The sequence below is a fragment of the Stenotrophomonas sp. 22385 genome (assembly GCF_052045085.1).
Taxonomy (GTDB): domain Bacteria; phylum Pseudomonadota; class Gammaproteobacteria; order Xanthomonadales; family Xanthomonadaceae; genus Stenotrophomonas.
Window position 1 is genome coordinate 342,562 of record NZ_JBQEOG010000004.1, and the last position, 22,127, is coordinate 364,688.

A 22,127-nucleotide genomic window follows, 5' to 3' on the forward strand; every position below is an offset into this window, starting at 1 on the left:
ATGAAGCCGCTCGCATGCATGCTGGCAGCAGCGGCGCTGCTGCCAGCCCTGGCCCAGGCGCAGTCCGCTGCGCCTGATGACCCGGAAACGGCCGACGCGCAGCCCCGTTCCACCGAACAGGGCCAGACCCCGCTCGACGAAGCGTTCACCCCGCGCGACCGCGCTGCCTGGATCCGCGACACGCGCCGCCAGGCGTGGAAGGACACCACCTTCGACGTGCAGGCGCGCACTTTCTACCTGGACCGCGACAAGTACGACGACAGCCAGAGCACGGCGTGGGCGCTGGGCGGCTCGGCCGGGTTCAAGACCGGCTACTTCCGCGAACGCTTCGCCTTCGGCGCCACCGGCTACACCTCCCAGCGCCTGTACGGACCGGATGACAAGGACGGCACCCTGCTGCTCAAACCCGGCCAGGAAGGCTACACCGTGCTGGGCGAAGCCTATGGCGAATTCCTGATCAACGACGACACCCGGCTCAAGCTCGGCCGCTTCGGCATCGATACCCCCTACGTCAACCGCAATGACGCGCGCATGACCCCCAACACCTTCCAGGCCCTGACCGTGCAGGGGGTGTACGGCGGCGACGACGGCGCGCCGCAATGGAAGTTCGGCGCCGGCTACTTCGACAAGATCAAGGAGCGCAACGCCGACACCTTCGTCTCCATGGCCAGGGACGCCGGCGCGCCGTCCTGGGTCGACCGCGGTGTATATACCCTCGGCGCGAACTACACCCGCGACCGGCTCAGCGCCGGTGCGATCTACTACCACAGCAACGACATCATCGGCATCTTCTACACCGAGGCGAAGTACGCCTTTCCGCTGGGCGACACCGCCAAACTCAACCTGGCGCTGCAGTACTCCGACCAGGACAGTGCGGGCGACAACCTGCTGCGCGGCGATGAATTTTCTGCCCGCCAGTGGGGTGGCAAGCTGGAACTGGGTTACAAGGGCGCGCTGTTCACCACCGGCTACACCCGTGCCAGCGGCGGCACCAACATGCAGAACCCGTGGAGCGGCTATCCCGGCTACACCAGCGTGCAGGTCGAGGATTTCAACCGCAATGGCGAAGGCGCCTGGCTGCTGCGTGCGGCGTACAACGTCCAATCGGTCAAGGGGCTGAGCTTCTACGCGCTGTACGTGGATGGCTCCGATCCCGACGCGCCTACCGAATACGCCAAGGACGAGTACAACCTCAATGCCCAATGGACGATGGCCGACGGACCGCTGAAAGGCCTGATGATGCGGGTGCGGTACGCGCACGTCAGCCAGAAGGGTCCGCAGACCAGCGACCTGGACGACCTCCGGCTGCTGGTCTATTACGACCCGCCGGGACTCTGATCCACCCCTCCGGAGGCGCGCATGGACGGCTTCGCATCGCTGCTGGTCCGCTATCCGGAACTTGCCGTGTACCTGGCCCTGGCGGTGGGCCATTGGCTGGGCAGCATCAAGATCCATGGGTTCAACCTCGGCGGCGTCACCGGTTCGCTGCTGGTGGGCATGCTGATCGGCTGGGCCTTCCATGTCCCGGTGGCGGCCACCGCCAAATCGCTGGTGTTCCTGCTGTTCCTGTTCGGCATCGGCTACGAAGTCGGCCCGCGCTTCCTGTCCGCGATGAAGGGCGATGGCTGGCGCTATGCGGTGCTGGCAGTATTCATGCCCGTGGTGGGGCTGCTGGCCGCCCTGGTCGTCGCCCATGCGCTGAAGCTCGATCCGGGCCTGGCCGCCGGCATGATGTCCGGCGCGCTGACCGAATCGCCGGCGATGGGCACGGCCAGCGAGGCCATCCAACGCCTGCCCATCGATGACGCGCTCAAGGCCCGCTACATCGCCCATGTCGGCGTTGCCGATGCCTTGTGCTACGTGGCCGGGGCACTGGGGGTGATCCTCACCTGCAACGTGATCGGGCCGCGCCTGCTGCGCCTAGACCTGGTCGGCGACGCGCTGGCGCTGGAGCACCGGTTCGGCATCGAACGCTCGGCGGCCGGCATCGCATCGGCCTGGCAACCCTTCGATACCCGCGCCTATCGCATCGCGCCGGGCATGCGCATCGCCGGTCTGCGCGTGGACCAGGCCGAATGCCTCCTCCCGGGCCTGCGCCTGTTCGTCTACCGGGTGCGCCACGGCAAGTCCCTGGTCGAGCCGGGCCATGCCACGCGCCTGCATGCCGGCGACCACGTCGTCATCGGCGGTCCACGCAAGGCGCTGGTGGAAGTGCTTGGCGAGCGTGCCGAGGAAGTAGACGATCCAGAACTGCTGGACATTCCGATGGCGTCCCACCAGGTGCTGGTCAGCCGGCGTACCTGGGCCGGGCAGCGCCTGGAACAGATCGCCCGCGATGATGCGGTGCGCGCGGTGTTCCTGCGCGGGATCCGTCGCAACGGCCAATCGATACCGATCGGCACCCAGACGGTGCTCGAACGCGGGGACGTGCTTGAACTGATCGGACCGGAACCTGCGGTGCTGCGTGCTGCCGCCGAAGTCGGTCGGATCCTGCACCCGACCACCGCCACCGATTTCGTGGTGGTAGGCATGGCGATTTTCCTCGGCGCGGTGTTCGGCATCGTCGCCGTGGTTCCGTTGGGCACGCTGTCGGTCAGCATCGGCAGCAGCGTCGGCGCGCTGCTGGGCGGCATCGTGGTCGGGCACCTGCGGGTCCGCCGCCCCCTGTTTGGACGGGTCCCGGACAGCGCGGTCAAGCTGATGCAGTCCTACGGCCTTGCCGCGTTCGTGGCAATGGTCGGGCTGGGCGCCGGCCCGCATTTCGTCGAAGCGGTGGAACAACATGGGCTCGGCCTGTTCCTGGGCGGCATCGTGGTGACCATGACCCCGTTGCTGGCCGGGCTGTGGTTCGGGCACAAGGTGCTGAAAATTCCCGGGGTGCTGCTGCTGGGTGCGATCTCCGGCGCGCAGACGTTCACCGCGGCACTGGCCGCGCTGCAGGAGCGCTCGGACAGTCCGATCGCGGTGATCGGCTACTCCGGCGCAGTCGCCATCGCCCATGTGCTGCTGACCACCTGGGGGACGGTGATGGTGCTGGCGATGGCCTGAGTGCCGGCCGGCGCGGACCGCGTTCAGCCACTGCCGGGGTCGACATGGGCCAGTTCGGCCAGGCGCACCAGCGCCGCCACCGAACGTACGCCGAACTTCAGCATGATGCGGCTGCGGTGCACCTTGGTGGTCTTCAACGAAATACCCAGGTCCGCAGCGATCTGCTTGTTCAAGCGCCCGGCAATGACATGCGGCAGCACCTGGCGCTCGCGCGGGGTCAGGCACTGGTAGCGCTGCACCGCGCCCTGCTCGCCATTACGCCGGATCCGTGCGCAGGCATCGGCGTCGATGCCGCGCATCACCGCCTCCAGCAGCACCGCCGCATCCACCGGCTTGGTCAGGAAATCCACCGCACCGGCACGCATTGCCTGGGCGCAGCTGGGAACGTCCGCATCGCCACTGACGAAGATCATCACCGGCGCCTGGCCGCGTTCTCCGAACAGCTGCTGCAACGCCAGCCCGTCCATCCCGGGCATGTGCAGGTCGAGCACCACGCAGCCTGCGGTGTCGGCATCATACTTGGCCAGGAATTCGTCCGGGGAACCGCTCAGGGTCACTTCCAGCCCATCGGCGCGGAGGCAGCGCCCCAGCGCGGCAAGCACGCGCGGATCATCGTCGACAATGTGCACGACAGTGCTCATGGCACTACTCCATCAAGGGAAGTTCGATGCAGAAACAGGCGCCGCCTTCGGGCAGGTTACCGGCATGGATCTCGCCGCCGTGGGCACGCAGCAGCGTGCGGCAGATGGCCAGGCCCATGCCCATGCCTTCGGGCTTGCTGGTATGGAAGGGCGCGAAGATGGCGTCCATGCGTTCCACCGCGATGCCGGGTCCGGTGTCGCGCACCTCGATCCGGATGGTCCCTGGCACCGACCCGTCGGTGCGCAGGGTCAGCACCCGGCGGGGGCTGTCGACCATGGCATCGCAGGCATTGATGACCAGGTTGAGCAGCACCTGCTGCAGCTGCACGGCATCCCCCTGGACCCGACTGAACGGTACCGACAGGTCCAGCCGGTATTCGACACCGCGGTTGATCAGGTCGTTGCGGATCACACGGACCGCATCATGCACCAGGTCGTTGACCAGCAGCGCGCCGAGCGTTCGGGTCTCGCGTCGCAGCAGCCCGCGCAGGCGGCTGATCACCTCGCCGGCGCGCTGGTCGTTCTCGACGATGTCCTGCAGGATCTCGCGTATCTCGCTGATCGCGCCCGGGTCGCGGCGCAGGATCCGCAACCCGGCCTGGGCGTTGCTCAGGATCGCGGCCAGCGGCTGGTTGAGCTCATGCGCCAGCGAGCCGGAAATCTCTCCGATCAGGGTGACCCGCGACATGTGCGCCATGCTTTCGCGCTCCACTGCCAGCTCCTGCTCGGTATGCCGCTGCGCGGTCAGGTCGGCGACCGCGAGTACGCCCTGCCACCCACAGTCCAGCTCCACTGCGTTGAACAGCAGTTCCACCGGGAATGCCTGGCCATCACGACGCAGGCCTTGCTCGTCGCGGTCCATGGCACGCGCGGCGACCGGACCTGCGCGATGGCGGCAGGACCAGATGGCACCGGTGGCATCGGGCAACAGCCCGACCAGCGGCGTGCCCTCGATCTCTCCCTGCGCATAGCCGAATACCGCCGCCGCACGGTCGTTGGCGTAACGCACCACGCAGTGCCGGTCGACCAGCAGCAAGGCCAGTGGCAGCGCGTTCAGGACCGTCCGCAGCTTCACCTGGTCCCGTGTTGCCGATTCCGGGTGTGGCGTCAGCGTCATCATTCGGGCCTCCGAGGCCTGTGTGCGTGCATAAGAGCGTGCATGTGGACTCTCCTTCGACCCCCCCTTTCAAACGCACCCGCACACAGGTTGACCGTCATGCTTACCTGGGCGGATTGATCACCACGTACTGCACCGTGGTGCCGCTGTACTGCGGCTCGTACCAGGTACTGCCACACTGCTGGTAGGCCATGCCATTGATGACGGTGGTGACGCAGCTGGGCGGTACCGAGTTCACGATGGAGCCGATGACCGCCGAGGTCACCGCCACGCCCGCGGTGACCGCCGCCGCCGTGGCGAACGGATGATCGTCATAACGGTTCCAGTGATCATCGTGGTAATCCACGTCGACGTGAACGTCCCGGTTGACGTTGCGGTTCACGTTCCGGTTGACGTTGCGGTCCACGTTATGGCTCGCGTTGTGGTTCACATCGCGGTGCGCACCGCCGCCCTGCGGCCGCTGTACCGGCCGGTTGATGTTGGCATGGGCACTGGCACGTGCCGCACCGCCACCGCCGCCGCGGTGCCCGTGCTGCGCATTGGCCGGCGCGATGCCCACCGCGAGCAGGACCAACAGGCTTGCCGCGCTGGCCAACAGAGGCGTACGGGTCTTGAGCAGAATGCGCATGTCAGTTCTCCTGGCTGCCATCGGGGACCACCACGGCAACCTCCAGCGGCACCAGCTTGATCCGCGCGGCATCGGCCGGTGGACTGAACTGGAACGCGGTGGCCGGCACCGGCGTGCGGGTATCCCAGGTCAACCGGGCGCGGTACTGCGGCTGGGCCGGGTCGTCCAGGGAATTGATGATCAGCTTCTTCGGCAGCGAGGTCGCCTTGGAGATCCACACCTGCCAGTCCACCGCGTCCTGCTTGAACGCGTACTGCTCGACCGGCTCGCCGTCCACGGTGCCACCGCCGATGTGCAGTGCATTGCGGATCGCGGTCTTGGGCGCCTTGTCCGTGCCCCACAGGAACATGTCGGCCAACGGCATCTCGATGCCGTAGCGGGTGGCGGCCTGGTCGACCAGTTCGCCCAGCGACGCCCCTGCCCCGTCCACCTGCCCGTAGTACTTCAGGCGCGGCGAATACACCGTCAACGCATTTCCGTCGTAGATCAGCTGGCGCAGCTGGCGGTCGCTGCGTAGTTCCAGGAACAACTGGTTGGGCGCTTTTACCTTGTAGGTCACCACCCCGTCCAGTTCGATCTTCTGGCCATCCTCCAGTACCACCTCGGTGCTGGCATCGGACGTCAGCGAGAACTGCTTGAGGCCGCGCAATGCCGCGCCCATGCGGTCCAGCGCGGCCAGCGCTTCGGGATCGCGCTCGCCGGCGTCGGTTCTGGCGGCGGGCGGGGGCGCGGGCGCAGCCGCCAGTGGCAATGCGATGCCCGCCAGCCCCGCGACCAGCAGGCAGGCAGTGCGGACGTTGAGGATCGCAGGGGTGGCCATGGGGTATCTCCGGAAACGGAAGGGGAAACGCGCGACTCAGAAACCGGCGCTGATCGATACGCTCCAGGGATCGCCTTCGAAGCGGTTGCGCACGCTGAACTCACTGAGGTAGCGGAAAGACACATCCACGTGCTCGCCACCGGACCATTTCTTTCCGTAGGTCAGCACCGGACCCACCCCGAACGAGCGGCCCTTGAAGCCATTCAAACGATCGGCAAGCGCGCTGTCATCGTCCTGCACCTGCTGCACCCAGCCAGCGGCGGCACCGAAGCCCCAACCACCCGGGGTGCGTTTGACCAGCAATGCATCGGCGCGCAGGACCAGGCCATTCCTGTAATCGGTGGCGTCGTTGCGGCTGTACCAGTCCATGCCGCCCAGCGCGCTGAACTCCAGCGTCCCCGTCTGGAACAGGTGGGTGTAGCCCACCGCCGGCGACACGGTCCACACATTCATGCCGGGGTTGGCCAGTTTGCCCGGGGTGTATCTGGCGGTGGGCGCGTACACGTACAGCCCGAAGGAGACGTGCTGTACCGGGTCGATGTGGTAGCTGGCAATGACCGGGGCGAAGTACAGGTCGAAGAAATTGGAGGTGCTGTCCTGGACCCGCACCTGGTTGCCCAACGGGCCCTGCAGCCCAGCGGTGATATCCGCGTCGATGTAGGGCACCGTGAGCATCGTGCCGAAGTTCCACTTGCCGGCCTTGGTCGGCCACACGTATACCCCCGTAGCTGCCAACAGGCTGACGTCGGCGTCCAGCCCCAGCGAGATCTGTCCGGCAATGGGCGCCGGTCGGCTGCCGCCGATCGTTCCGTCGTAGTGCACATAGCTCAGCGACCACTGCATGCCCGGATCCGGCGGGATGATGCCGACGTACGAGGTAATCTGCATGCCCGTGATCGAACGGCCCAGGCCACCTTCGACCGCGTGTGCCGGAAGCGTGGCCACCAGCGCCAGCGTGCCCAGCAGTACGGCCGTGGCCAGGCAGCTGCGACGGTAATGCGAGGCGGACGGGGATGGCATGACAATCACCTCGTTCATCAGCGTTCCACGCAGCGGAAGCCGACGTGGCAGGTGGAGGTATCGATCGGCTGGGCCATTCGCGCGGCGGGCCGGTAGCGGCGGCAGTAGTTGGGTGCGCACAGGTGTGAGCCGCCCTTCATCACCCGTCGTGGCACCGCGCTGCGGTCGCCCGGATCATGGCTGCGCTGGCGCTCGCCTCCGCGCGGGTTGTCGATCGCGCAGCAGGCTTTGCTCTGCAGCTGGTCATGCTGCTGGTACCAGTCGGTCGTCCACTCCCAGACGTTGCCGATCATGTCGTACAGCCCGTAGCCGTTCGGGGGGTAGCTGCCCACCGGCGAGGTCCAGCGGTGGCCGTCTTCCTCCAGGTTCAACCACGGGAACTCGCCCTGCCAGGTGTTGGCCTGGTGGCGCCCGCGTACGGTGAGGCTGTCGCCCCAGGCAAATTCGGTGGGGTCGTGCCCGCCGCGCGCCGCATACTCCCACTCCGCTTCGGTCGGCAAGTCCTTGCCCATCCATGTGGCGTAAGCCTGCGCATCGGCAAAGGTCACATGCACGACCGGGTGGTCGTCCAGCCCATCCAGCTGGGTGAACGGCCCACGCGGGTGGCGCCAGTTCGCGCCGGCCACGTAATGCCACCAGTTGTGGGTATTGGACATGTCCACCGGATGGGCGGGCTGCATGAACACCACCGACGAGGGCGCCAGCAGGGCCGGGTCAGCGCCCGGATAGTCGCGCGGATCCGCCGGCCGTTCGGCGGCCGTCACATAACCGGTTGCGGCCACAAAGCGGGAAAACTCCCGGTTGGTAACCGGATAGCGGTCAATCCGGAACGCCCCGACACGCACCTTGTGCGCCGGACGCTCTTCCGGATAGTGGTCGTTGGACCCCATCAGAAACACCCCGCCTTCAATCTCGATCATGCTGTCGGCCACGACACTCATTCCTGGCCATCCTTCAGCGAGGGCCGCCGGTGCGATCGGGTTCGGGAAGCTGTGGCTGCCATCGGGTTCTCCGGGTCAGGCGTGCGGGAAGATTGAACGTCGCAGCGCAGGCGCGTCATCCGAACGGCGCCACGTCGAATGTCATGCCGGCGATGGCCAGCAGGCCGAGCAGCCACAGCAATCCGGCGGTGATCAGGGTGAGGGAGATGGGATAGTGGCTCTCCCCATGGACGAGACCTTCGGCGATCATCAACCGGCGTTCGTGCCGCAGCCCCTGCATGTAGCGCACGTGATAGACGATGCCGAGCGTAAGCATCACGATGCCGAGTCCGACCAGCGCCACCCCGAAGTTGCGTGGCGCGTGTGGGCGCAGGTTCACGCCGGGCACTTCCAGCATGTGACCAAAGAACTGGTAGATGGTGAAACCGAATCCGATCAGCGACAACGCGGTCCGCATGATCGACATCAACGTGCGGTCGGCACTCATGCGCGTGCGCTGGAACGACATTCCGGTCCGCCGCGACGAAAGTTCCAGCGATGCCTGGTCCGCTCCGCCCAGGGCCTGACGTGCGCGTTCCAATGCGGCTGCCTGCTCGGTCAATGCGTTCACAGGATCGTTTTCGGTCATTGCCGGGATCCCTTGTCATGGGTGGGGTGAGTGCGCAACCAATGCGAGGCAAGCCGGGTAAAAGGCCCACGCAGGACCAGGTACGGAACGAAGGCCAGCCCCACTGCCACTACGAACGACTCCAGCGGGTAGCGGAAGCCGCCGTACACGCGTACCTGGTAGATCACATCCATTACCACCCCCAGCAGCAGGATGCGCGCGGTCGCGGTGACACCTTCGCGCCAGGTGGCCAGACGTTCGCCGCCACTGCTGTGCGCGATGAGCCAGGCATAGGGCGGCTTTCCCGCGCGCGCAGCGCGGATGCCGTCGATCAGCGCGGTGATCAGTGCCATGGTCGGCTGCAGCATGAAGCGGAACGCCATCGGACCGTCCGTACGACCCATCATGTCCGTCCAGAAGCGCGTGAGGAAATCGATGGCGAGGAGCATTGCCGGGTTCCAGTCCAGAGGATTCCAGCTTGGCTGCTGCCAACGTAAATGCACATCGGGATAGGTACTGCACCGGCTTCAGTATTTTTACTGCGTCGGCAGCGGCTGACCGTATGGGTATGCTCATCCGGCATGAGCCAGGAGAGTTACTCACTGATGCGGGGTGGACTGCTGCACCGCCTGCTGCACGCCTGCGGTGCGCTGCAAGGCAGCCGCACCTGTCCTGGTGGCTCGCTGCGGCGCTGCTGCTGGTCACCTTCGTGCCGTTGCTGCCGCTGGCGCTGGTGGCGATGTCGGTAGACGACCTGGTGGCCAAGCTGGCAGGCATCCTGGTCTGAGCCGGTATCGGTGGCTCAGAGCGAGCGCGATACGAACCGCTCGCCGCGCAGCGCGGCCTGCACGGCCAGTGCCAGGTCATCACCGGCATCGGACTTGAGCACATAGCTGCAGGGCCCCAGCGCCATGGCTTGGTCCACCATCTGCGGTTCGGCATGCACGGTGATGAATACCACGCCCAGCACCGGGCGTTGCACGCGCAGCCGACGTGCGGCTTCCAGCCCATTGAGCTCTGGCATGGCGATATCCGTCACTACGACGTCTGGCAGCATGCTCTGGGCGGCCTTGACCAGTGAAGCGCCATCCTGGACCAGGCCAATGACCTCGAATTGTTCGGCCAGCAGCCCGCGCAGCTGGCGCCCCATGGCGGAGCCGTCTTCGGCCAGCAGCACACGGACAGCGTTCATGGGTTCCGCCAGGGCATCGCGTGCCCTGATGGTGTGCCGCAGCGGAGACCGTAACAAGGGAAAAACAACCGGGCGGAGGCAAGTAAATCTACTTGCCCACCGCCGACGGGGTGTCTAGTGGCGGATCAACCCTTCGAGCTCGGCCTTGCGCACCAGTTCCAGCGTTCCATGCACGCCCAGTTCCTGCATGATCGCGTACTTGTGGGATTCGATCGTGCGCACGGAAACACCCAGTTCGTAGGCGATCTGCTTCGAGCGCAGGCCCCTCGCCACATACTCCAGGATCCGCAGCTGCTTGTCGGTCAGCACATATTGGTGCCGCCCCGCATTGGTGATGGCATCCACCGCCAGCGTCGGGGTCACGTAGGTATGCCCGCCCATGACGCCGGCGAGCGCGCGCACCAGCTCTTCGCCGGCCGCGCTCTTGAGCACATACCCGCGCGCACCTGCGCGTATCGCCTCGGCGGCCACGCTGGACTCGTCGTGCATGGTGAGGAACACCACCGGAATGTCATAGCCCTCCTCACGGATCCGCCGCAGCGCCTGGATGCCGGTCAGGCCCGGCATGCTGATGTCGGCCACCACCACGTCGGGAGGATCCCGTCGAACGGCCTCCACCAGCTCCTCGCCGGAGGACACCAGCTCGATCGAATCGAACTGGTCTTCCAGCAGATGCTCGATGCCCTGAGCCACCACGCGGTGGTCATCGGCCAGCACTACCCTGCGATACCGGCACTCCGCCGTCGAATACGAAACCTGCATGTTATCGTCTCCCGTGGCATCAATCGTCCCCTGATTGAAGTGCTCTGCGGACCAGCGGTGTGGCCGGCCCCGCACAACGGCTCGACCTTGATGGTGACGACGTGATGGCGCCGTGACGTTGTCCTGTACTGTGACGGGTGTTTAAAACGGTTCAGCCCCGCAGGGTATCCCGGGGGCTTTCGCCGAACACGTCGCGGTACATCACCGAGAATCGCCCCAGGTGCGCGAACCCGAACCGCGTGGCCACTTCGGTCACCCCCAGCGTGCCCCTCGCATGGCGCAGGACGTTACGCGCCAGGTTCAATCGGGCCAGCTGATGCCAGTGGCACGGACCGTGTCCATAGGCATCGCGGAAGAGTCGCTCCAGCTGGCGTTCGCTTACCCCCAGATGGACGGCAAGCGCCCGGCTGTCATATGCGTTTTCCAGCTGTGACTTCAGGTAGGCCTCCGCCTGGCGCACGATCGCATCACGGCGGCGTTCGTTGCAGCTGCCCAGGCCGCGCCGTTCTGGACCACCATCGGAGGCCGCCACCGCGTCGATGAATACCCCCAGCAGCGTCGCTGCCTGCATGTCCAGCTGCTCGGGCCGGATGATCCCGTCCCAATCGGCGGCGTCCTGCAGGACCTTGAACACCCCTTCGCGCAGGTTGCGCGCGTCCCTGGGCGCTGCCGCGCGGCTGTACCAGCCGCCCCGGGGCAACCGCAACTCGCGCCTCACCCGCCGCACCGCTTCGCGCTGCAGCACCGCGCGCGGAATCAGCATCACCGCCCACTGCCAGCCGCCGGGGCTGGGCCGCACATTCAGTTCGCTGTCCTCGGCAAACACCATGATCTGACCCGCTCCGATCCAGCGCCCGTTCGCCCACATCGGCTGCGCGCAGGTAACCGCCAGGGCCAGCGCGATCATGCCTTGGCTGAAACTTCCGCTGGCGAAGATCGGCAGGGTGTAGGCGCCGCTGTCCAGGCTGAACTCGGGAAAGACCAGGCGCTGCACACAGGCGCGGAAGTGACCGGCAGCCAGGAGCCGCTGCTCGAAGCGGGCGTCGCGCACCACCCCCAACAGGGCGTCCGCATCAAAGCCGTCAACCACGAAACGACTGTAGGGAGACACCGGTTCGTCCATCACCAACTCCAGCAACGTGTCGGAATGTGGATAGCGCGCGTCGACTCAACCTGTTCTCATCGGCGCGATTGTGGGGCCGTTGCGGCATGGCGACAAGTGGCGCCGCCGGCCCCCAGCCATGACCGGTCGCAGTCCCTTGCTCACCCGAAAGTCGTACCACGTTACGGCGCATGGATAGCCAGTGTGGCGATCCCGCGCATCTCCCCGAGGTGCAGAGTGCAGGCAGGCAGCCAGGTGAACCAGGTCGAAGCGTCTCCGCCCGACACTGTCCGCAGTCGACTTCCTTTTCCACGCCGGAAACGCTTCACATCATCTCCACTGGACGTGCGCGTTCTCATAACAACGGTGCTTCCGCTGCTGGTCGGCTGCATGCTCGGCCACTGGCTGCCCACCCTGGCCGACGCGCCGCGGTTGCACGTGCTGTGGGTACCAGGTCCACTCCTGCTGGGCTGGCTGCTGTTCACGCCGCGAAACCAATGGCGCCGGTGCCTGCTTGCCGCCTGTGCCGGCACGGTGTTGTCGTTGCTGCTGGTGCCGCTGTCAGCATTGCCGCGCCTGCTGGCCAGCCTTGGGGAATTCACCATGGCCGCGGTGGTGGCATGGCTGCTGTTGCGCTGGCGCGGCGAGCGCGCCGCACTGGAAGACTACCGCGACCTGACCCTGTTCCTGCTGCTGGCCTGCGTGCTGCTGCCGCTGTGCGGAGCGTGGTGGTACGCGCTGGCGCTGGGCGGGCGTGGCGACGCGCTGGAACCGGCCGCCATGCGCGAGTTCGCCCTGACCAGCAGCGTCAGCTACCTGCTGCTGGTGCCGGCCCTGGTCAACCTTGCCCGCATCCTTGATGCGCCCGAGCGACGGCACGGCTGGCACTGGCGGAACGCGGGCCTGGCCCTGGTCCTGATGGCGGTGCTGGTGATGTTATGGACCGTGGACTGGCAGGACGGCGTGGTCACCCCGCTGCTTACCCTGGCCCCGATCCCACTGCTGGTCTGGACGCTGATCGTGTTTGGCATCGCGGGTGCGTCGATGACCCTGCTGGCGGTCGCCGTGCTGGGGATGCAGCTGGGGCTGGAATCAATGGGGCCGTTCGGTTTCTGGACGCCCGAACGCAACCTGCTCACCGGCCAGGCCTGGACCCTGTGCACTGGGCTCGCGCTGCTGTTCCTGGGCGCACTGTCCGAGCAGAAGCTGTCCAACCGGATCAAGCTGCAGCGTGCGTACGCGCGCCTTGGCGAGGTCACCGGGCGGATGCTGGTGGTGCAGGAAGAGGAACGCACCCGGATTGCGCGCGACCTGCATGACGACGTCAACCAGTCGCTGGCCGCGATTTCGATCCGGCTCAGCACATTGCGCAACCACATCCCGCCCGCCGAGCGCCCCAGCGTCGTCGAGCTGCAGGACCAGTTGTTGTCGGTTTCCAACGACATCCGCGCCATTTCCCACGAACTGCATCCCAGCATCCTGCGTTTCACCGGCCTTGCCAGTGCGCTGGATGCGTTCTGCATCAAGCGCAACGCGCGGGGGCGCCTGCGGGTGCGCTGCAGCATCGAGGATGCACCGCACCTGGACGACGAACAGGAGCTGAGCCTGTTCCGGATCGTGCAGGAAGCGGTCAACAACGTGGACAAGCACGCGCAGGCCAGCGTGGCCGATGTACTGGTGTGCGTGCGCGGGCAGAACGTGGTGCTGCGGGTGGATGATGATGGCGTGGGCATCCTGGACAGCCGCCTTCGGCGCACGCCTGGGCTGGGCCTGATCAGCATGGAAGAGCGCGCGCGGCTGCTGGCCGGCACCCTGCATGTGGGCACCAGCCCGCTGGGCGGCGCGCGGATCGAGGTGCGCTTTCCCCTGCGCGACGCTGCCCCACGTGGGACGCCCGGCCAGTAGAACTACTGGCGGCGACAGATTGCACCCACACGTCTGGAGTTTTCCATGCCCGCTCTTCGCAGGACGTCCTGGCTTACCGTCGCGCTGTTGGTCGGTTGCGCCACAGGCCCGCTGACCGCCCCATCACCGGTGGCGCACCCCTCCGCGCTGCCGCCACCGCCTGCGCCGGTCCCCGAACTGCGCCCGGGCGTGCCCGCCGGCTACCTGGGCCGCGACCTGCCCGACAGCCTGGCGCTGCTGCCGCCACCCCCCGCCAAGGGCTCGCCCGGGTTTGCCCGCGACCAGGCAATCAGCCGGGCGGCGCAGAAGCTGAAGTCCGGCACGCGCTATGCGTTGGCCATTCGCGACGCCGACCTGCGCTTCCCGCAGGTGGCCGGCACGTTCTCGTGCGCGCTGGGGGTGCCGATCAGCCAGCAGGACACCCCTCGCCTGTACCTGCTGCTGCAACGCAGCCTCGTCGATGCGGGCCTGGCCACGTACGCGGCCAAGGATCATTACAAGCGCACCCGGCCGTTCGTGTTCTACAAGGAGAGGACCTGTTTCCCGCCCGACGAAGCCTCACTGCGCACCGACGGCTCGTATCCGTCAGGGCACACATCGATCGGCTGGGCCTGGGCCCTGTTGCTCAGCGAGCTGAGCCCGGCCCAGGCCGACGCCGTGCTCGCGCGCGGCCGTGCCTTCGGCGAAAACCGGCTCATCTGCAACGCGCACTGGCAGAGCGACGTGCTGCAAGGCCGCGCGGTCGGCGCTGGCGCCGTCGCGGTGCTGCATGCCAATGAAACCTTCAACGCGGACATGCGCGCCGCCCGCGCCGAGATCGACAGCCTGCGCGGCAGCGGCGTGGTGGCGCAGGACTGCGAGGCCGAGGCAACTGCGCTGAAGGTGATCATTCCGGGCGTGGAATGATCCACCGTCGACGGCAACACTCCGTCCCGTCGCCGGCAGGCTGCGTGCGGCGTGCCCGCGTGGCATGCTCCGTGCATCCTTCCAGTTGCAAAGCACGCCCCATGGCACAGGTCCAGATTATCTCCGACGGCCCCGACTACCGGCACCAGATCCAGGCCGGCACACATGTCGTGGTGGCCGACGAACCGGCCACGCTGGGTGGCCAGGGCGCGGGCATGGCGCCGTTCGAACTGTACCTGGCTGCGTTGTCGGCCTGCACGGCGATCACCCTGCGCATGTATGCGGAGAAGAAGGGCTGGGATCTCGGTACGTTCCGCGCCGAGCTTTCCTCCTCCCGCGACGCCGACAACCGGCTGCTGGTCCACCGGGTCCTGCATGCCACCGGTGCGCTCGATGACGCGCAGTGGCAGCGGTTGCTCGATGTTGTCGAACGGACGCCGGTGACCCTCGTGATGCGCGAAGGGGCGGTCATTACCAGCGAGCGGGGCCGCAGCTGAGACGCATCGCCATCGAAGAATGGCCTGGCTCGCTGCCCCCTGAGCGATGACGGGGGAGACATCCCGCGGTTGACAGCGAGCCAGGACAAAGTGTGCCGGTCGCGGGATCCTGTGCATCCAGGTGACCTTCCACGCGTTGGCGCTTCGTGGTCATTAGAGCCGTGGAATGGACGCGAAGACGCCTCGATCCGGCAGCACGACTGTGTGTTCCGGCAAGACGAGGGAGAATTGCGGCACGTGGATGTGCAATTCCGGCACGGTGCCGGAAACGTGCACTCAGGCGGGAATGCCCGTCGTCGTGGGCGCCCGCATCAACGTATCGCGCGGAAGTTCACCGAACACACGCCGGTAGTTGTCGGCGAACCGCGACAGATCCCACAGGCCGCAGCTGAGCGCCACCGCCTTCACCGACCTGCGGGTAGCGTCGGCCATTGACAGCCCCCGGCACGCGGCGCACAGCCGCAGCATCGACAGGTACCTGTTCGGCGACGTCCCGAACAGGTCCTCGAAGGCATAGCGCAGGGCACGTTCGCTCACGCCGGCGGCAGCGCAGATCTCGTGCATGTAGATGTTGCGCCGCAGGTTCTGCCGCATGAAACTCTCTGCGCGCTGTGCGATGAGGTAATGCGCGCGCCGCGCGCGGGAGTTGGCCGGCCGGCTTTGTCCCCGGGCAGCCAGCAACGCCTGGACGTGATCGTGCAGCAGCGTATCGACCGCATCCGGCGGCAGCACCGCGTTCTCATTGCACAACCAGGCGGGAAGCTGCGTGTAGCGCTGGGCAAGGCGGGATCCGCTGCCGCCAGCGTCCGCCTGGAACAGCGACAGCGTCTGCCCGAACGGCAGGTTCGAGCACAGGCTCAGCTCGGTGAGTTTGCGCTGCATCCGTTGCATGGGGGCAAGCAGGAAACTGAAACGGGTGCCGGCACTGAGCGCGAATTCGCTGGCGCCTTCCGGAAATACCGTCAGCGCCGTCCCCGCGCCCAGGCTTACCCCGTGGCACCAGCTTCGCGCTTCGTCGGTCTCGTGGATGAAGCCCAGCAGGCACCATTCGGCCGGCAGCACGAAGCGTCCACGACACTGGAAAGCACACGTGGCCGTGCAGAACAGCGATTCATCATGGACCTGCGACTGGATCGAGGCCCGCGGCCCGTTGTCATCCAGCAGCACCAGTTCCAGATCGCATACGCGGAGCACGCTGCTCAAGGACGCCAGATCATGCTGGCGCAACCTGGAATCGTGACCCTGCCGCACTTCACCATCGACCATGACAGTGGCTTCCCTTGCGGGGTGACCGCAGGGTGGTCACCATCGACCCTGCTGCCCTCCCCTGGATTGCTGGGCATTCCCCCCGTTGGAATGCGTGGCTGTATCGGTGCGAATGAGCATCGCTGCTTCCGCCCGAGTGTCCGCGTGAAGATGTCTACACGGCGTCAATATGCTTCCTTCACCGACGGTGATCGGTCCCCTCCCCTGATGCCACCGCGCACCCTGCCGATTTTGTGCATCCGCCGGGGCCTGCGATGGCGGAACATCGTCCGACGCGCCCCGCGCGCAAGGACGACAGCCCATGGCCGCCAGCCTCCAGTTGCTGCACCCCAAGCCGCCGCCAATGACGCTCGTCCTCTATGCGCCGGGCAGCCATCTGGCTGCCCTGCTCGAAGCCCGGCTCCCGGTCGGCATGCGCGTGCACTGGCAGGACAGCGCCGCACCGGCCGGCGCCCTCGACGTTCATCGTCGCAACGGCACCTGCCTGGTGCTGTTGGATTACCTGGACGGGAGCGCGCAGGCATCCAACGAACTGGCCAGGCGGCTCCAGCGCAGTCATCCCGACCTGCCGCTGGTCGCGGTCGGCTCGACGTCCGCGAGGAACGAGGAAGGGGTCGTTGCGGCCGTACGTGCGGGCCTGCGCGACATCCTCGACCTGGAGGCCAGCACCGCCGAGATCGACGCCGTGGTGGGGCGTGTCGGAGCGCTGCCCGCCGACGTTCCCGCCGAGCCGGCGCAGGGAGCCGAAAGGGCTCGATTGATCCTGCTGCTGGGCGTACGCGGCGGCGTCGGTACCAGTACTCTGGCCACGCATCTGGGCGTCATGGCGCAACAGCTCGCGCCGCATCGCGCTGGAGGGGGCGACGCGCCCGACACGCTGCTGGTTGACCTCGGCCAGCCGACAGGCGATGCCGCGCTGTACCTCAACGTGGACAGCCACTTCCATTACGAGGATGCCCTGCGCCACGCCAATCGCATCGACGCGAGCGTGGTCACCACGGTGATGACGCGTCACGAAGGTGGACTGCGCCTGCTGGGGCAGCCGGCAGGCGGCGAGGGTGCCACCCTCGCCGATCCAGCCGTACTGATGCAGCGTCTGCGCGGCGTGTTCGGGACGGTGCTGTGCGACCTGGGCGGCGTGCCGGTGCGTCAGATTCCCCGCTCGCTGCTCAACGGTGCCGACGAGATATGGCTGATCGCCGACCCGGCCATCGGCAGCCTGGTCTCACTGGACCAGGTGTTGAAACATCTGGACGCCATCGGCAACCGCGATGCCCGCCTGCACCTGGTCATCAACCGCCGCAACGGCCCAGGCGGCGGGCTCGGGCCGACCCAGATCGCTGCCCGGTTCGGCCTGCCGCTGCTGGCCAGCCTGCCTTGCTGCGACCGCCTGCAGACCAGCGCCACCCATGGGCACCTGCTGCTGCACGATGCACCGCGCGCACCCTACCTGCGCGCCCTGGCGCCGTTGCTGGCGCGCTTGCGCCCGGCGGCGCCGCCTGCCCGGCCCCACTCCCCGCTGCAGAACATCCTGCGCTTCCTGGACCGCAGCCCATGGAAAAGAAAGTAGCTCCCTTCGATCATGCCGCTTCGCGTGCGGGTTTGATGCCCGCCCATCCCGCCGCGGAACCCCGGGTGCCGTTTGCCCAGTCCGAGGACTTTCTCCGGGTGCTGGCAGCGGCGCACGAGCACCTTCTCAACAGCATCGAGGACGGCCAGGTCGACATCGACGCCTGGTCGCCCGTCACGGTCGCGCGCTACGTCACCACCGAGACCGAACGGTTCGTGCAGGAATGGCGCATCCCGGTCAACACCGCTGAAATGCAGGTCGTCGCTGCCGCCCTGGTCAAGGAACTGACCGGCTTCGGCCCCTTGGACGACCTGCTGCGCGACCCTGCCATCGACGCCATCCTGATCAATGGCTACCGCGACATCCACGTCTCCCAGGGCGGGCAACTGACGCCCATCAGCCAGCGCTTCACCGACGATGATCATCTGCTGCGCATCCTGCGCCGGATCCTGGCCCCGCTGGGCCGCCGCCTCGACGAAGACAGCCCCATTGCCGATGTGCGCCTGCCCGCGGGCGGCCATCTCAATGCAATCATTCCGCCGTTGGCTCTTGATGGCCCGGTGGTATCCATCCGCAAGTTCCGCAGGATCCCCTTCACCTGTGACGAACTGCTGCGCATGGGCACGTTCGATCCGGCCGTGCACGCGCTGTTGAACGCCATGGTGCGTGGCCGCTGCAACGTCCTCATCTGCGGCACCGCCGAATCGGGCAAGACCTCGCTGCTCAACGCAATGGCCGGATGCATCCCCGCCCACGAACGCATTGCCACCGTTGAAGAGGTTGCCGAACTGACCCTCAAGCACCCGCATGTCGTCCGCCTCGAAAGCCGCCCAGCGGGCCCGGACGGCCAGACCGCGGTCAGTACCCGCGAGCTGATGCGCGGCAGCCTGGGCATGCGTCCCGATCGGATCCTGGTCGGTGAACTGCGGGGTGCCGAGGCACTTGAAATGCTGCAGGCGATGGCGACAGGCCATGACGGTTCCATGGCGACCCTCCGTGCCAACTCGCCGCGTGACTGCCTGCAGCGGCTGGAAATACTGGCCGGACTCGCGGGCTTTCAGGGCAGCGAAGACACCTTGCGTCGGCAGATCGCCGGTGCGGTTGATCTTGTCGTGCAGGTTCAACGGCTGGGCAGCGGCCGCCGTGTGATCGCCTCGATCAGCGAGATCACCGGTATCTGCGACAGCCTCATCAGCCTTCGCGAACTGTTCCATCACGAACTGCAGATCGACGCCGACGGCCGGGAGCAGGACCGCTGGGTGGGGATCGATCTCCAGCCACGCTCGAGCAAGCTTGAAGGGTTCCGGAGACAGTTGGGCCGTTCACGGAACAGCAGTTCCTGACCGCTGGCCAAACAAAAACGGCGACCCTGCGGCCGCCGTCTGCGCACTCACACGCTGGCTGCTCAGGCAGCGGCCGCGACCTGTGCGCTCTGGCGCTGCACCAGCGCATTGAAGCGCGCCAGCGAACTCAGGTGGTGGTGGATCGAGGCCAGCCAACCATTACGGTGCCAGGCAACGATGATGTCGTCGGGCAGCTTGGCAAACTTCTCGACATCCACGACGTAGAAGCCGTTCACCGACATCTTTTCGCCGCTGGGCAGGGTGACGTCGATGCTGCGCTCGACCAGCAGGTCCTGTTCCTTCAGCGCGGCGCTGAACTGGCGGGTCTGCTCATATTCCCGGGTGAAATCGGCGCAGAACTTCATGGCGTTGTCGACCAGTTCGGTCGCCTTGCCGTCAACGAACAACGGCTCGCCTTCGTCGCTGACGCCCTGGTTGACCTGCTCCGAATCAGCGTCCAGTGCCAGCAGGAAGTTGCCGTCTTCATCGGACTGCATGAACACGAACGGGTAGCGGCGCAGGTAGGCCGGCGCGTAGGTATCGTCGGCCCACTTGCCATCGGCCACGAACAGATTGCGGCGGGCCAGGCCCACCGCCACGATCGGCGAGGCATCCTGCCCGGTGAACAGGATGGGGAAATGCTGGGCCGCCATGCCGAATTCGCCGATCACGGCCGGAATGGCGTTGGTCTCGGCGGCAAACGCCAGCGAACCCGGACGCAGGCGCCAGTTGGCGTGCTTGTCCGATTGCAGCGGCAGCGGCTGGCGGTAGAACAGCGGACCGGAAGCCTGGGCCGGAGCGGCCGGCGGAGTAGTCGTTTCAGCAGTCATGAAGTTGGTCAGGTACGACGCGCCATACAGCCCGGGCACGAAAGCGGGCACCGCATTGATCCACCACTATAACGTGGCTGTTTTGCAGCGGGCTAGCGCCGGCGAGATCGCTGCAGTGCAACAACAGGCGTCCGATGGGTCTTTGCGGCCCTGAACAAGCCGGTCGCGACGCGGGGCGTGGCCATGCCAATGGGGACGGGTGATGATCGCCGCAGATGCGCGACCACTCCCCCATGCACGAACCTTCCTGTCTGACCCGTCCATTCCGCCCTGTCCTGGTGGGCGTCGCCTGCCTGGCCGTGGCCGCCTGCGCGGGCGAGGTACCGGCCGTGGCGCCAGCGCTGATCCTGCTTCCCGAACCGGTAGCCACGGCCGCCCCGCTGCCGGGCGGCGATGCCGTGCTTCGGCGGCTGCATTTCCGCGATCGTCACGGGGAAGGCCTGCTGGTGCTCGAGCGGAGAAGCGAAACCCTTGAGCATGCCGACAGCGGCGAGGTGCTTGACGTGGTGGTCCTGACCGCGCAGATGCACGCCCGGCCTGGTCCCAATACGGTCTGGAGCAGGCAATGGCACCGCCAGATCCGCCAGCCCTGCGCCGGTCTCGACCTGGACGCCGGCTGGCTCCTGGAGCACGTGGGCGTGACCGACCTGGACGGCGATGGGCAGGCAGAGATCACATTGGCCAGCCGCACATTCTGTGGGGGCGGCGGCGACCCGCACCAGCTGCATGTCAGCCTGATCGATGGCGGCACGCGGTACGGCATCGAAGGGGACGCTGGGGTGTCACTGCCTGGGGAGGAGCCGCGCGGCGGGGAGCGCCACGACAGCGCGAACCTGGCGGCGGCGCCGGCACCGTTCGTGCAGCACCTGGATGCGCTGTGGGCGGCGGTGCGCGCTCAGCCGATCACGATGTAGTCGCTGACCTGCTCAATGCCGGCGTGCGCACCACGCACCAGCTGCACATGCCGGCCGCCTACCTGGTCGATGGCAATGCAGTCATCCACCTCGAGCACGGCATCGGTATGCGGCTTGCTCCAGCGGGCGTCCTGCAGTGCCTTGGCCTTGCGCCTGGCGGCCGCCAGGTCGGGCGCGACCAGCAACACGTAGTCATGCGCCTCGCCCAGTGCGCCGGGCACGTAGCCCCCCAGGTTGACGAAGAACAGCCGCGGCTCCCCCTCCGCCGGTGCGGCATCGCCAAACCGCACGCGATGGTCCTCGACACCGTCGACGGCCAGCCAGCCGTCCACGTGCAGGCCCTTGATCTCGCCAAACCAGTCCCGGCGCAGCTGCGGATACGCATCCTCGATGCGATCAACGTTGGCGAACGCCACGTCATGAACCTCGATCCGCGCGCGGGCGTGGCGCCCACCCAGCATGAACACGTGCAGCACCGCCCACTCCTTCGTCGACTCCGGCCGCCAGTGTAGCGGCGCCCACCCCGGCGCCACCACGGCGGTGGTATGGTCGGGGCTGGCAACCGCAGGAGCGACCCATGACGACCCGTTCGCGCAACGTGCTTCCGCTGGTGGCCTTTGCCACCGCTCTGTCCCTGTCCGCCTGTGCCACCGCGCCCGGCCCGGAAATCGCCGGCAGCGGCGAATGCCACGCCGAAGGCCTGACCTGGGCCATCGGCAAGAACGCCGACGAAGCCACCCTGCGCACCGTCTTCAAGCAGAGCGGCGCCGGCCTGATCATCCCGATCGGCCCCGGCTCCACCATCGCCACCCGCGACCGCCGCTCCGACCGCCTGCGCGTCTTCCTCGACAAGGACAACATCATCACGGCGATTCGTTGCGAGTGATGTCGGTTGGCGCGTAAGGCGCAGAGCAAAAGCAAAAAACAACAGCAAAAGCCCTGGTCTGCGGACGTCTGCGGCTTGGCCGGCGGGTGTGGGTTTGCGGGGGGCGCCGTGAATCCATCCGTGGAGGCTCTT

At 66.9% G+C, this 22,127-nt stretch carries 24 protein-coding genes; 10 read left to right on the forward strand and 14 right to left on the reverse strand.

Going from position 1 to position 22,127, the window contains the following annotated elements:
• Entirely contained in the window at positions 1–1,338 is a 1,338-nt protein-coding gene (locus ACTJI4_RS09935; RefSeq protein WP_392924172.1) for an OprD family outer membrane porin, read from the forward strand.
• Between the two features lie 21 nt (positions 1,339–1,359).
• A complete protein-coding gene (locus tag ACTJI4_RS09940) occupies positions 1,360–3,048 on the forward strand; it encodes a hypothetical protein (protein WP_440869244.1) in 1,689 nt (562 codons plus the stop codon).
• Positions 3,049–3,071: 23 nt separating this feature from the next.
• Here ACTJI4_RS09940 and ACTJI4_RS09945 read toward each other — a convergent pair whose 3' ends face one another.
• The 8 genes from ACTJI4_RS09945 to ACTJI4_RS09980 all read right to left on the reverse strand — a co-directional run bounded on the left by ACTJI4_RS09945 (position 3,072) and on the right by ACTJI4_RS09980 (position 9,271).
• Entirely contained in the window at positions 3,072–3,689 is a 618-nt protein-coding gene (locus ACTJI4_RS09945; protein ID WP_392924178.1) for a response regulator transcription factor, read from the reverse strand.
• A 4-nt stretch (positions 3,690–3,693) separates the two neighbouring features.
• Complete coding sequence (locus tag ACTJI4_RS09950) at positions 3,694–4,806, reverse strand: sensor histidine kinase (protein ID WP_392924181.1); 1,113 nt, start codon at positions 4,804–4,806, stop codon at positions 3,694–3,696.
• A gap of 103 nt (positions 4,807–4,909) precedes the next feature.
• A complete protein-coding gene (locus ACTJI4_RS09955) occupies positions 4,910–5,434 on the reverse strand; it encodes a hypothetical protein (protein ID WP_392924184.1) in 525 nt (174 codons plus the stop codon).
• A 1-nt stretch (position 5,435) separates the two neighbouring features.
• Entirely contained in the window at positions 5,436–6,254 is an 819-nt protein-coding gene (locus ACTJI4_RS09960) for a DUF2092 domain-containing protein (protein ID WP_440869245.1), read from the reverse strand.
• 36 nt (positions 6,255–6,290) lie between these two features.
• Positions 6,291–7,274, reverse strand: a complete 984-nt coding sequence (locus ACTJI4_RS09965) for a SphA family protein (protein ID WP_392924192.1) — start codon at positions 7,272–7,274, stop codon at positions 6,291–6,293.
• Positions 7,275–7,291: 17 nt separating this feature from the next.
• Entirely contained in the window at positions 7,292–8,215 is a 924-nt protein-coding gene (locus tag ACTJI4_RS09970) for a formylglycine-generating enzyme family protein (RefSeq protein WP_440869246.1), read from the reverse strand.
• Between the two features lie 115 nt (positions 8,216–8,330).
• Positions 8,331–8,843, reverse strand: coding sequence for a YidH family protein (locus tag ACTJI4_RS09975; RefSeq protein WP_440869247.1), 513 nt, complete (start codon positions 8,841–8,843; stop codon positions 8,331–8,333).
• Positions 8,840–9,271 (reverse strand): hypothetical protein, encoded by a 432-nt coding sequence (locus ACTJI4_RS09980; RefSeq protein WP_440869248.1) that lies wholly within the window; start codon positions 9,269–9,271, stop codon positions 8,840–8,842. Before ACTJI4_RS09980 ends, ACTJI4_RS09975 begins: the two co-directional genes overlap by 4 nt.
• 29 nt (positions 9,272–9,300) lie before the next feature.
• On the opposite strand from ACTJI4_RS09980, the gene ACTJI4_RS09985 reads away from it, so the two are divergent.
• On the forward strand, positions 9,301–9,609 hold the full coding sequence (locus ACTJI4_RS09985; RefSeq protein WP_440869249.1) for a hypothetical protein: 309 nt from the start codon (positions 9,301–9,303) through the stop codon (positions 9,607–9,609).
• 15 nt (positions 9,610–9,624) lie between these two features.
• On the opposite strand, the gene ACTJI4_RS09990 is transcribed toward ACTJI4_RS09985, so the two are convergent.
• The 3 genes from ACTJI4_RS09990 to ACTJI4_RS10000 all read right to left on the reverse strand — a co-directional run bounded on the left by ACTJI4_RS09990 (position 9,625) and on the right by ACTJI4_RS10000 (position 11,899).
• Positions 9,625–10,014: a response regulator gene (locus ACTJI4_RS09990; RefSeq protein ID WP_392924206.1), complete on the reverse strand. Its 390-nt coding sequence runs from the start codon at positions 10,012–10,014 to the stop codon at positions 9,625–9,627.
• A 114-nt stretch (positions 10,015–10,128) separates the two neighbouring features.
• On the reverse strand, positions 10,129–10,776 hold the full coding sequence (locus ACTJI4_RS09995) for a response regulator transcription factor (RefSeq protein WP_392924209.1): 648 nt from the start codon (positions 10,774–10,776) through the stop codon (positions 10,129–10,131).
• A gap of 151 nt (positions 10,777–10,927) precedes the next feature.
• Positions 10,928–11,899, reverse strand: a complete 972-nt coding sequence (locus ACTJI4_RS10000) for a helix-turn-helix domain-containing protein (RefSeq protein ID WP_440869250.1) — start codon at positions 11,897–11,899, stop codon at positions 10,928–10,930.
• Between the two features lie 24 nt (positions 11,900–11,923).
• On the opposite strand from ACTJI4_RS10000, the gene ACTJI4_RS10005 reads away from it, so the two are divergent.
• The 3 genes from ACTJI4_RS10005 to ACTJI4_RS10015 all read left to right on the forward strand — a co-directional run bounded on the left by ACTJI4_RS10005 (position 11,924) and on the right by ACTJI4_RS10015 (position 15,186).
• Positions 11,924–13,783 carry a histidine kinase gene (locus tag ACTJI4_RS10005; protein WP_440869251.1) on the forward strand — a complete coding sequence of 620 codons (1,860 nt, stop codon included), beginning with the start codon at positions 11,924–11,926 and terminating at the stop codon, positions 13,781–13,783.
• Positions 13,784–13,828: 45 nt separating this feature from the next.
• A complete protein-coding gene (locus ACTJI4_RS10010; protein ID WP_440869252.1) occupies positions 13,829–14,689 on the forward strand; it encodes an acid phosphatase in 861 nt (286 codons plus the stop codon).
• A 101-nt stretch (positions 14,690–14,790) separates the two neighbouring features.
• Positions 14,791–15,186, forward strand: coding sequence for an OsmC family protein (locus ACTJI4_RS10015; RefSeq protein WP_440869253.1), 396 nt, complete (start codon positions 14,791–14,793; stop codon positions 15,184–15,186).
• Positions 15,187–15,462: 276 nt separating this feature from the next.
• Here the strand turns inward: ACTJI4_RS10015 and ACTJI4_RS10020 are convergent, their stop codons facing one another.
• The gene (locus tag ACTJI4_RS10020) at positions 15,463–16,452 is read right to left on the reverse strand and encodes a helix-turn-helix domain-containing protein (RefSeq protein ID WP_440869254.1); all 990 of its coding nucleotides are present in this window, start codon (positions 16,450–16,452) and stop codon (positions 15,463–15,465) included.
• 301 nt (positions 16,453–16,753) lie between these two features.
• Between ACTJI4_RS10020 and ACTJI4_RS10025 the strand changes: the two genes are divergently transcribed.
• Entirely contained in the window at positions 16,754–18,022 is a 1,269-nt protein-coding gene (locus tag ACTJI4_RS10025) for an AAA family ATPase (protein ID WP_440869255.1), read from the forward strand.
• On the forward strand, positions 18,007–19,365 hold the full coding sequence (locus ACTJI4_RS10030) for a CpaF family protein (protein ID WP_440869256.1): 1,359 nt from the start codon (positions 18,007–18,009) through the stop codon (positions 19,363–19,365). Before ACTJI4_RS10025 ends, ACTJI4_RS10030 begins: the two co-directional genes overlap by 16 nt.
• A 62-nt stretch (positions 19,366–19,427) precedes the next feature.
• On the opposite strand, the gene ACTJI4_RS10035 is transcribed toward ACTJI4_RS10030, so the two are convergent.
• Positions 19,428–20,246: a SapC family protein gene (locus ACTJI4_RS10035; RefSeq protein ID WP_440869257.1), complete on the reverse strand. Its 819-nt coding sequence runs from the start codon at positions 20,244–20,246 to the stop codon at positions 19,428–19,430.
• Between the two features lie 182 nt (positions 20,247–20,428).
• Here ACTJI4_RS10035 and ACTJI4_RS10040 point away from each other — a divergent pair, with 182 nt between their 5' ends.
• Positions 20,429–21,109 (forward strand): M949_RS01915 family surface polysaccharide biosynthesis protein, encoded by a 681-nt coding sequence (locus tag ACTJI4_RS10040; RefSeq protein ID WP_440869258.1) that lies wholly within the window; start codon positions 20,429–20,431, stop codon positions 21,107–21,109.
• Here the strand turns inward: ACTJI4_RS10040 and ACTJI4_RS10045 are convergent.
• Positions 21,091–21,585 (reverse strand): DUF1543 domain-containing protein, encoded by a 495-nt coding sequence (locus ACTJI4_RS10045; protein WP_392924238.1) that lies wholly within the window; start codon positions 21,583–21,585, stop codon positions 21,091–21,093. The genes ACTJI4_RS10040 and ACTJI4_RS10045 overlap by 19 nt on opposite strands.
• Before the next feature lie 101 nt (positions 21,586–21,686).
• On the opposite strand from ACTJI4_RS10045, the gene ACTJI4_RS10050 reads away from it, so the two are divergent.
• The gene (locus tag ACTJI4_RS10050) at positions 21,687–21,995 is read left to right on the forward strand and encodes a hypothetical protein (RefSeq protein ID WP_440869259.1); all 309 of its coding nucleotides are present in this window, start codon (positions 21,687–21,689) and stop codon (positions 21,993–21,995) included.
• Positions 21,996–22,127: the final 132 nt, after the last annotated feature.